10 protein-coding genes are annotated in these 8,453 nt (G+C 57.3%); all 10 read left to right on the top strand.

From position 1 onward, the window contains the following. Positions 1–53: 53 nt before the first annotated feature. Positions 54–665 (top strand): restriction endonuclease, encoded by a 612-nt coding sequence (locus FKM52_RS20575; protein ID WP_141177991.1) that lies wholly within the window; start codon positions 54–56, stop codon positions 663–665. A gap of 283 nt (positions 666–948) precedes the next feature. Beyond that, entirely contained in the window at positions 949–3,048 is a 2,100-nt protein-coding gene (gene traD, locus FKM52_RS20570; protein ID WP_141177990.1) for a type IV conjugative transfer system coupling protein TraD, read from the top strand. Further along, complete coding sequence (locus FKM52_RS20565) at positions 3,041–3,805, top strand: TIGR03747 family integrating conjugative element membrane protein (RefSeq protein ID WP_141177989.1); 765 nt, start codon at positions 3,041–3,043, stop codon at positions 3,803–3,805. The genes traD and FKM52_RS20565 overlap by 8 nt, the downstream gene beginning before the upstream one ends. Positions 3,806–4,020: 215 nt before the next feature. After that, positions 4,021–4,368 carry an integrative conjugative element protein, RAQPRD family gene (locus FKM52_RS20560; protein ID WP_141177988.1) on the top strand — a complete coding sequence of 116 codons (348 nt, stop codon included), beginning with the start codon at positions 4,021–4,023 and terminating at the stop codon, positions 4,366–4,368. Then, positions 4,368–4,604 (top strand): TIGR03758 family integrating conjugative element protein, encoded by a 237-nt coding sequence (locus FKM52_RS20555; protein WP_141177987.1) that lies wholly within the window; start codon positions 4,368–4,370, stop codon positions 4,602–4,604. Before FKM52_RS20560 ends, FKM52_RS20555 begins: the two co-directional genes overlap by 1 nt. Before the next feature lie 36 nt (positions 4,605–4,640). Beyond that, entirely contained in the window at positions 4,641–5,027 is a 387-nt protein-coding gene (locus tag FKM52_RS20550; RefSeq protein WP_141177986.1) for a TIGR03745 family integrating conjugative element membrane protein, read from the top strand. 9 nt (positions 5,028–5,036) lie between these two features. Further along, positions 5,037–5,396 carry a TIGR03750 family conjugal transfer protein gene (locus FKM52_RS20545; protein WP_141177985.1) on the top strand — a complete coding sequence of 120 codons (360 nt, stop codon included), beginning with the start codon at positions 5,037–5,039 and terminating at the stop codon, positions 5,394–5,396. Continuing rightward, positions 5,393–6,046, top strand: coding sequence for a PFL_4703 family integrating conjugative element protein (locus FKM52_RS20540; protein WP_141177984.1), 654 nt, complete (start codon positions 5,393–5,395; stop codon positions 6,044–6,046). The genes FKM52_RS20545 and FKM52_RS20540 overlap by 4 nt, the downstream gene beginning before the upstream one ends. After that, positions 6,046–6,966: a TIGR03749 family integrating conjugative element protein gene (locus FKM52_RS20535; protein ID WP_377091525.1), complete on the top strand. Its 921-nt coding sequence runs from the start codon at positions 6,046–6,048 to the stop codon at positions 6,964–6,966. The genes FKM52_RS20540 and FKM52_RS20535 overlap by 1 nt, the downstream gene beginning before the upstream one ends. Then, complete coding sequence (locus FKM52_RS20530; protein ID WP_141177983.1) at positions 6,956–8,449, top strand: TIGR03752 family integrating conjugative element protein; 1,494 nt, start codon at positions 6,956–6,958, stop codon at positions 8,447–8,449. Before FKM52_RS20535 ends, FKM52_RS20530 begins: the two co-directional genes overlap by 11 nt. The last annotated feature ends 4 nt before the right edge of the window (positions 8,450–8,453 follow it).

Below are 8,453 nucleotides of genomic sequence, written 5' to 3'. Positions count from 1 at the left end.
CATTACCCGGTGCTGATCACCGATACCGGATTGTCCCGACAGGTACAGCCGTGATGAGCGCACTGCAACTGAGTGCTGCGCTGATGGTCAACCCATTGCCAGCCCTGCTTCTGGCGGCGCTGTTTATCGTGGTGATGCTGCGTCTGAGCTTTCGCCAGCGGGAGAAAGCCAGCGTTCGTCGCCACCGTCGCTATCAGGCTGCGGCGGCACGGGTGCTGGAAAAACTGGGCACTCTGCCGGGGGACGGCCAGCGTATGCGGTACCTGCGCAAAATTAACCCTTATGTATTTGAGGAATTGCTGTTGCTGGCGCTGGAGCATCAGGGGCTGAGGGTTGTGCGTAATACCTCTTACAGCGGCGATGGTGGTATCGACGGGCAGGTCATTATCGATAACCAGTACTGGCTGATTCAGGCCAAACGTTACCGCTACGCCATCAACCCAGCCCATGTCCGGGATTTTGATACATCGCTGCAGCGCCGGGCGTCCCCGGGATTATTTATTCATACCGGCCGTACCGGCCCTAAAAGTCGTGCTTTCTGCTCAACGTCACCCTGTATGCACATTGTCAGCGGCCAGCGATTGCTGGATCTGCTGGCGTGCAAACCGGAGTGGTGTGCAGGCCTGCGCGGCATTCCTTCCGTTCTGATTAAGGAGTCTGTGTGATGCGATTTTTTTCATTATGGACACTGAGTGTGTGGGTCATTCGCCTGCTCCGGGAGATTTTTATCTGGCCGTCCCTTCTTTTGGGCGCAGTGATACTAGCAGCCCTGCTCCACCAGTATGTGGTTTACGAGGATATCCCGGAGATTCGTGTACTGTTGACGCTTCTCCTGCCATCTGGCCTGGTACAGCGTAACCCGGGCCGCTGCCCGTACCGAAAGCGGAGAAAGTCGCAGTGCTATTACACGCTGGCCGGAGGATACGCCGGGCGGAAAGGAGGAGCCTCATGAGTAACCGCTATGTCATTGAAGCGCTGCTGCGGCCTGCTGTTGAACTGAATACTGCTGTCGTTGCGGGCGTCGCTGCGTTTGTCTGCATCAGGGCACCGTGGGCTGTAGCATTGGCCCCTTCCGTCAGCTATGTCACTGCGGCCGGATTTGGTGTTCTGGCCGCAGCCCGGCTCCGTCAGGGTACGCAGATCATCCGCTACCGGCGCAACCTGACCCGTCTGCCCCGCTATGTTATGAGGACAAAACAGATCCCGGTCAGCCGGCACCGTCTGTTTCTGGGACGGGGATTTCGCTGGACACAGAAGCACACCCAGCGGCTGCAGGACACGCTGCGCCCTGAGGTGGCGAAGTACCTGCAGCCCGGGCGGCTTTATCGGGCCGCCCGGTGGCTGGAGTTGAAAACGGACCAGACGGTGCCCGGGGTGCGAAAACTGCTCAGCCGGGATTCCCCACTGAACCCCGTCAGGCCACTGCCACCGGTGGGGGGCAATCCAGTACTGCATGGCGTGGAGCCTGACGAAGTGGATGTCAGTCTGGCGCTGGGTGAGCGTGTTGGCCATACAATCGTGTATGGCACCACCCGCGTGGGAAAGACCCGCCTGGCGGAGCTGTTGATCACTCAGGATATCCGCCGCGGTGAGGTGACCATCATATTCGATCCCAAAGGCGATGCTGATTTGATGAAGCGGGTCTGGGCGGAGGCACACCGTGCCGGCCGCGGTGATGAACTGTATATTTTTCACCTGGGCTGGCCGGAGATTTCCGCTCGCTATAACGCCGTTGGCCGTTTTGGCCGTGTGTCAGAGGTGGCATCGCGTGTGGCCGGCCAGCTGTCAGGGGAAGGAAACAGCGCCGCATTCCGGGAATTTGCCTGGCGTTTTATCAATATCATCGCCCGGGCCCTGGTGGCGCTGGGCGAACGCCCGGATTACACCCTTATTATGCGCTATGTAAATAATATCGCTGATCTGTATATCCGCTACGCAGAGAAGATTATACATGAGCAGTTGCCGTCGCTGCAGACACAGATTGAGAACAATGCGCAGGTGCTCGGGGAAGACGATGTTCCGCGTAATATGCAGGGGCAGCCTGACGCAGTACGAATCTGGTCCATTGAGGTGGCGCTGAGTTCAGAGGAAGGGAAGCAGCTGTATGATCCTATTCTCGACGGACTGCGTAGCGCGGTTCGCTATGACCGCACCTACTTTGACAAAATCGTGGCATCGCTGCTGCCACTGCTGGAGAAACTGACCACGGGCAAGACCGCTGAACTGCTGGCGCCGGACTATCTGGATATGGAGGATATGCGCCCAATATTCGACTGGGAGCAGGTGATCCGTAAAAAAGCCGTGGTGTATATCGGCCTGGATGCGCTCAGCGACAGTGAAGTGGCCAGTGCGGTGGGGAACTCCATGTTCGCCGATCTGGTGAGTGTCGCCGGTCACATTTACAAACACGGTATCACCGCCGGTCTGCCGGGCGCCAGGGAGGAGAAAATACCGGTAAACCTGCACTGTGACGAGTTTAATGAGCTGATGGGGGATGAGTTTATTCCGCTCATCAACAAAGGGGGCGGTGCCGGTATGCAGGTTACCGCCTATACCCAGACATCGTCGGATATTGAGGCCCGTATCGGCAATGCGGCCAAAACGGCGCAGGTTCAGGGTAACTTCAATAACCTGATTATGCTGCGCGTCAGGGAAAACCGAACCGCCGAGCTGCTGACCACGCAGCTGCCCCAGGTGGAGATCTACACCAAAACCCTGGTGTCCGGTCATCAGGACACCGCCGATGTCAGTGCCGGACAGGACTTTACATCGAGTACTCAGGACCGCGTGGGAACGGTTAAGGTGCCGCTGCTGGAGCCGGCCGATATCGTCACCCTGCCGAAAGGCCAGGCATTTGCGCTAATAGAAGGCGGTCAGTTATGGAAAATACGGATGCCGCTGCCGGCGGGTGATGTCGATGATGTTCACATGCCGGAAAACATCGAAAAGATAGCGGAGGTGATGCGGCGCAACTATCACAGTGGAGAAGGGTGGTGGAATGACACGTCGGTGAACGTCCGGGCCGGGGCCGGAGGTGAACATGGCTGAACCTTCGCGTAACAGCCAGGCGCAACCCCGACAGGAGAGAGAAAAAGCGCATGGCCTGCTGTATAACCTGCTCTGGGGCTGGCCATGGGCGCTGTTCGGTATGCTGCTGGGGTCACTGATGCTGAGCCTGCTGATGGAATATATCGGGATCGCCTTTTTCTGGCCGGAAGCTGGCGCGGCACATAGCGAGGCGGTGATGAACACTGAACTGGGCTGGCTGTCCACGGAGTTCACCCGCAGCCTGCTGATGTCAGAGCCATCGCTCACAGTCGTCAACTGGGTGACGGCCGCATACCAGTGGTTGTTTGTGGACAGTGGTTTTACGGGCTGGATACAGCAGCAGTATGCGCTGCAGATGGGCAGCGATAATGAACTGACCCGCCAGCTGAGCGGCTGGGGTGAATGGCTCGCCGGGTATCTGCATGAATATCTGATGGCCACGGTGTGGGTAACGATAATTACCCTGATCCGGGTGACGATTCTGGTGCTGTCATTGCCGCTGTTTGTCATGGTAGTGATGGTTGCGCTGGTCGAGGGGCTGGGGCGGCGTGACCTGCGGCGCTATGGTGCCGGCTATGAGAGTTCGTTTGTCTATCATCATGCCAAAAAGATGGTGAAGCCGGCGGTGGTGGTGCCGGTGATGCTGTATCTCTCCTGGCCAGCGGCAGTGTATCCCAACCTGTTGCTGTTACCGGCTGCGATTCTGCTGGGAACGGCGATTACGGTGACTACAGCATCGTTTAAAAAGTACCTGTAAGTATAAGCTGGACGGAGGCGTACAAAACTTGCTTTTGTGTGCCTCCGTCAGCAGACAAGCCCTGTAACAACGGTTACTGGCGCGTCAGTCGCTTTCAAATTTCTTCAGAGACAAACTCACTTTTAATTTTCATCATCGCAAAAAGAGTTTATCGCTGACCGTTCTTCCTGTCCTGCGCATTCTGTACGCACCTTTTAACCCTTGTGGAGGTGTGTATGAACCCATCCTGTCCGGTCCGGAGCCCAGGTGCCCGCATTCCGGGCATCACCGGCCTGCTGCTGCTGGCCGCTTTATCTGTATCAACGTCAACCCGGGCTGCCGAGAAAGATGAACTGGCCTCGGTCCTGCGTCAGCTGGACCAGGTGCAGGCAGCGCTGGAACGGGCCCGCGTCGCTGCCGCTCAGGCCGATCCGGCAGCGCGTGGGCGCTTTTTCTTTGACTACCGCCAGGCGACATCAGACCTGAACACGATTCGGGGCGGTGTTGAGCGCTATCTGGAACCCTCCCGGGCGCAGCCCCGGTCATTGCATATCGGCGGTGATTACCGCCGGGAGCGTCCCTGATGAATGCTAATCAGTCCGCAGCATTTAAAGCCGGCTCAGGAAACATCGACATCAGCATTCTGCACCTGTCCTGTATCGGTGCACTGCTGGCATTTTTGTTCCTTTGGGCTGCATGGGCACTGGTGGATGTCTGGACTGGCTGGAGTCATGAAAGGGTCCGTTCTGCTGCGCTGGGACGTTTTGCTATTCGCTCTGTGTTGCTACTTGTTGTCAGCATCTGGATGTTTGCCAGCTGAAAAATCAAAACAGTTTATTAATCTTTAGGAGAAAAAATGAAACCTTTTCATTGTGTTATTGCTCACCTGAATCACGGTATCAGGTGTATTACGGCCCGGATCATGTCCCTGGCTCTGCTTGCCTGGCTGACCTGTCAGCCAGCGCTGGCCGATTTGCCAACCGTTGAGCCTCCCGAGTCCGGTGGTGGTAGTGGACTGACAGGCCAGATCAAAGGATATCTTCAGGATGGAGTTTTAATCGGTGGCCTGGTTATTGCTGCAATCGCGTTTACGATGGTAGCTGTTTCAGCCGTTCACACGTTTACCGAGGTGCGGAATGAAAAAGCCACCTGGACTAAATTCGGCTCGATTGTAGTTGTCGGAGCGGTACTTCTTGTCGTGGTGATTTGGCTGCTGGGCAAAGCTGCCGGCATTATTCTCTGAGGCCACCTTATGCAGCAGACCATTCGCTTTCTGCCCGATCGACTTAACAGCGAGCCCGTAGTGTTTCGCGGGTTTACCACCCCGGAGCTGGGCCTGGCTGCACTGACCGGTGCAGTAGCCGGTCTGCTCCTCTCGTTACCTTTTATTCCTGTCGCCGGCTGGGTCATTGTACCCACCGGCATATTGCTGACACCGCTGCCGCTCATCGCGTTTGGCGGACAATGGCTTAGCCGTATCAAGCGAGGTAAGCCGGAAGCATGGATTTGGCAGCGACTGGAGGTATTCAAACGACGCCATGGCCTGGGCAACCTTTCCCTGATAGTAGATGCCCGGGGATGGTCCCTGAAACGTACCGGGAGACAAAAATGAGCCGTTTTCGTCATGCGGTTAAAAACCGGGACCAGCACATCCTGACGCTGCGCATTGCCTGCGGCGTGCTGATTCTTTTTATCCTAATAACAAGCGCGGGCTGGATGCTGGCCCCCCGCAGCCTGACCATTCATAACCCGCCGGATTTACGCAGCGGTAGCACCCGCCCCTGGTGGGAAGTGCCGGCACCGTCCGTTTACAGCTTCGCGTTCTATATCTTCCAGCAGCTCAATGCCTGGCCGAAGAACGGCGATGTGGACTATCCGGCAAAAATTAATGCGCTGTCTCCATACCTCACACCAACCTGTCGAAGCTTTCTGGAAGCTGATGTGAAAAAGCGTGGCAGTGAGCTGCTGAATCGCGTGCGTGTGGTGTATGAAATTCCTGGGCGGGGTTACAAGACGAAAAGTGTGAGTGTAATTGACCGTGATCATTGGGTGGTACGTCTCGATCTGGTGGCTGATGAATATTTCAATGCTGAACCAGTCAAGCGTGCTCTGGTTCGCTATCCGCTGAAGGTAGTGAGATGGGATGGTGATGCTGAGCGTAACCCGTTCGGACTGGCGCTCGACTGTTATGACGGTATTCCTCAACGCCTGGAAGCGGCGCCGCCGGCCCCGGCCTCGAAAAAATCAGGAGTATTCCAGTGATGATGACCCGAAATGATGCCCGCGCCGGGCTGATGGCGCTGTCTCTGTCACTGATGCCAGCGGCTGCGCTGGTTTCACCGGCTCAGGCCGACGAACTGATGAAATGGGAGCGTATTCCACTACAAATACCGCTGAAGGTGGGACAGGAGCGGGTGGTGTTCGTGGACAAAAATGTGCGGGTGGGTTTTCCGCCGGCACTGAACGGAAAATTGCGGGTGCAGAGCACCGGGGGCGCCGTGTATCTGAAGGCCGACGGTAACTTTCCGCAGACCCGGCTTCAGCTGCAGGATGTGGAGAGTGGCGAGGTGATTCTGCTCGATGTCACCGCCGGCGAAAAGGGGCCGGCCGAGCCTGTCCGTCTGGTTTACAGCGGCGATGTGACAACGCTCAACAGTGCTAACAGTGCAGACGCGACCGGTCAGCCGAAGCATACAGCGCCCGGCAGAGATGATGGCACGCAGGCAAAGCGCAAAAAGGTGCAATACAGTGCACCTGTCCCAGTATTGCTCACCCGCTATGCGGCACAGAGCCTGTATGCGCCGCTGCGTACCATTGAAGCCGTCCCCGGGATTCGTCCGGTAAACCCACATCTGCCGGCACGCATCACCACCCTGTATCCTTCTGAGCCGGTGCGGGCAACACCGCTGTCCGCATGGGGAGTGGCGAACCGGGCCGTGGTGGCCATTCGCCTGCAGAACACCGCCAGCCGCAAAATCACTCTCGATCCCCGTGTCCTGCAGGGGCAGTTTACCGCCGCGACCTTCCAGCATCGCTGGCTGGGGCCCGCTGGTACGCCGGAAGACACCACCACGGTTTATATCGTGACGGGGCCCCGACCAGAGCAGGCGTTTATCGCGGAACCGTCTGCCGTTCGTAAGGCTGTCCGTACGGTTAAGAAGGAGGCGGGCCATGCAGATTAAATCCAATACCGTGGTGAAGTTTATTGTTCCGGCAGTGATAGTCGCCGGACTGGTGGTGGGCCTGAAAAGCTGTAAGGAGGAAAAGCCGAAGGAGAGCGCGCCGGCCGATGTGACCACCGCGCTGAAAAATCTGTCGCCGGATGAGCTGAAGGCTCTTGGCGTGGAAGGCGACACGCCGGAAGACACCCTGCGTACGCTGATTGGCCGACTGAACGACGTTCGCGATCGTCAGAAAATACTGGATAAGCAGAATGCCGACTTACTGAAAGAGAATGAGCAGTTGCGTAAACACGGCACTAACATATCCGGTCAGGTTGACCAGGCAGTACAGGGGTTGCGTAGCGACTATGACAAACGTCAGCAGCAACTACAGGATGAACAGACCAGCCTGCTGGCAAAAGTACAGGCGCTGTCTGAGCAACTGAAAACCACCGGTTCAGCGGGTGGAAAACAGGGCTCCGACAGCGATATCCCGCTTGGGCTGGGGCTAGATGGTCTCGGGGGGAACCCCGGCAGCAGCGCCACCCGGGGCAATGACGGTCTGATGTGGGTCACGCCGACCGATCAGAAAGAGCCCGATCCGCGTGATGCGGCCCAGGGTAAGGCACCGACGTTTCCGACGTCATTCCTGGATGACAATCCTCTGACCCGGCAGAAAGCTGCTTATGAACAGCAGGTCAAGGGTTACACGAATGAGAAAGGTGCGCAGGACAGCGCTGAACCTGCCTATACCCTGCCGGAAAACTCCACGTTGGTGGGCAGCCGGGCGATGACAGCGTTGTTGGGGCGAATCCCAATCAATGGCACTGTGACCGATCCATATCCGTTCAAGGTTTTGATAGGTAAGGATAATCTTACAGCTAATGGTATCGAGCTGCCTGACGTTGAGGGCGCGATTGTATCCGGCAGCGCCACTGGCGACTGGACACTATCCTGTGTGCGGGGCCAGGTTAACAGCATTACCTTTGTTTTTGCAGATGGCACTGTCCGTACCGTTCCCCAACCTGCCAGCGGGAAAAATACCGGTAACGGCAATACACAGAATAAAACCGGTACCGATGGCGGCATCGGCTGGATTTCCGATAATGCCGGTATTCCCTGTATCAGCGGTGAGCGCAAATCCAATGCATCCACCTATTTGCCCACTTTGTTCGGCCTGTCCGCCGCCAGTGCGGCAGGCGATGCCCTGAGCGAGGGACAGTACACCACGCAGAATAACGTTAACGGCATTTCCTCCACGCTGACCGGCAGCGCCGGCCAGGCAGCGCTGGGTAAAGCCCTGTCCGGTGGCATGGGGGAAACCGCTGACTGGGTGAAACAGCGTTACGGACAGACATTTGACGCCATCTACGTCCCACCGGGCATGACACTGGCCGTACACATTACCCGCCAGCTGGCAATAGATTACGAAGACAAGGGCCGTAAGGTTCGCTACGACTTCACCCTGCCGGGTGGCGTCAGCGATAACGGCGGTCTGGACTGAAGAG

It is taken from the genome of Mixta tenebrionis, from assembly GCF_006517625.1.
Classification (GTDB): Bacteria; Pseudomonadota; Gammaproteobacteria; order Enterobacterales; family Enterobacteriaceae; genus Mixta; species Mixta tenebrionis.
Note: the sequence above shows the minus strand (reverse complement) of the source record. Positions and strands in the feature narration are given on the sequence as shown.

Coding starts and splice junctions, on each gene's coding strand:
- FKM52_RS20545 (WP_141177985.1), top strand. CDS start 5,037: ATGCAGCAGACCATTCGCTTTCTGCCCGATCGACTTAACAGCGAGCCC.
- FKM52_RS20540 (WP_141177984.1), top strand. CDS start 5,393: ATGAGCCGTTTTCGTCATGCGGTTAAAAACCGGGACCAGCACATCCTG.
- FKM52_RS20550 (WP_141177986.1), top strand. CDS start 4,641: ATGAAACCTTTTCATTGTGTTATTGCTCACCTGAATCACGGTATCAGG.
- FKM52_RS20555 (WP_141177987.1), top strand. CDS start 4,368: ATGAATGCTAATCAGTCCGCAGCATTTAAAGCCGGCTCAGGAAACATC.
- FKM52_RS20530 (WP_141177983.1), top strand. CDS start 6,956: ATGCAGATTAAATCCAATACCGTGGTGAAGTTTATTGTTCCGGCAGTG.
- FKM52_RS20565 (WP_141177989.1), top strand. CDS start 3,041: ATGGCTGAACCTTCGCGTAACAGCCAGGCGCAACCCCGACAGGAGAGA.
- traD (WP_141177990.1), top strand. CDS start 949: ATGAGTAACCGCTATGTCATTGAAGCGCTGCTGCGGCCTGCTGTTGAA.
- FKM52_RS20560 (WP_141177988.1), top strand. CDS start 4,021: ATGAACCCATCCTGTCCGGTCCGGAGCCCAGGTGCCCGCATTCCGGGC.
- FKM52_RS20575 (WP_141177991.1), top strand. CDS start 54: ATGAGCGCACTGCAACTGAGTGCTGCGCTGATGGTCAACCCATTGCCA.
- FKM52_RS20535 (WP_377091525.1), top strand. CDS start 6,046: ATGATGACCCGAAATGATGCCCGCGCCGGGCTGATGGCGCTGTCTCTG.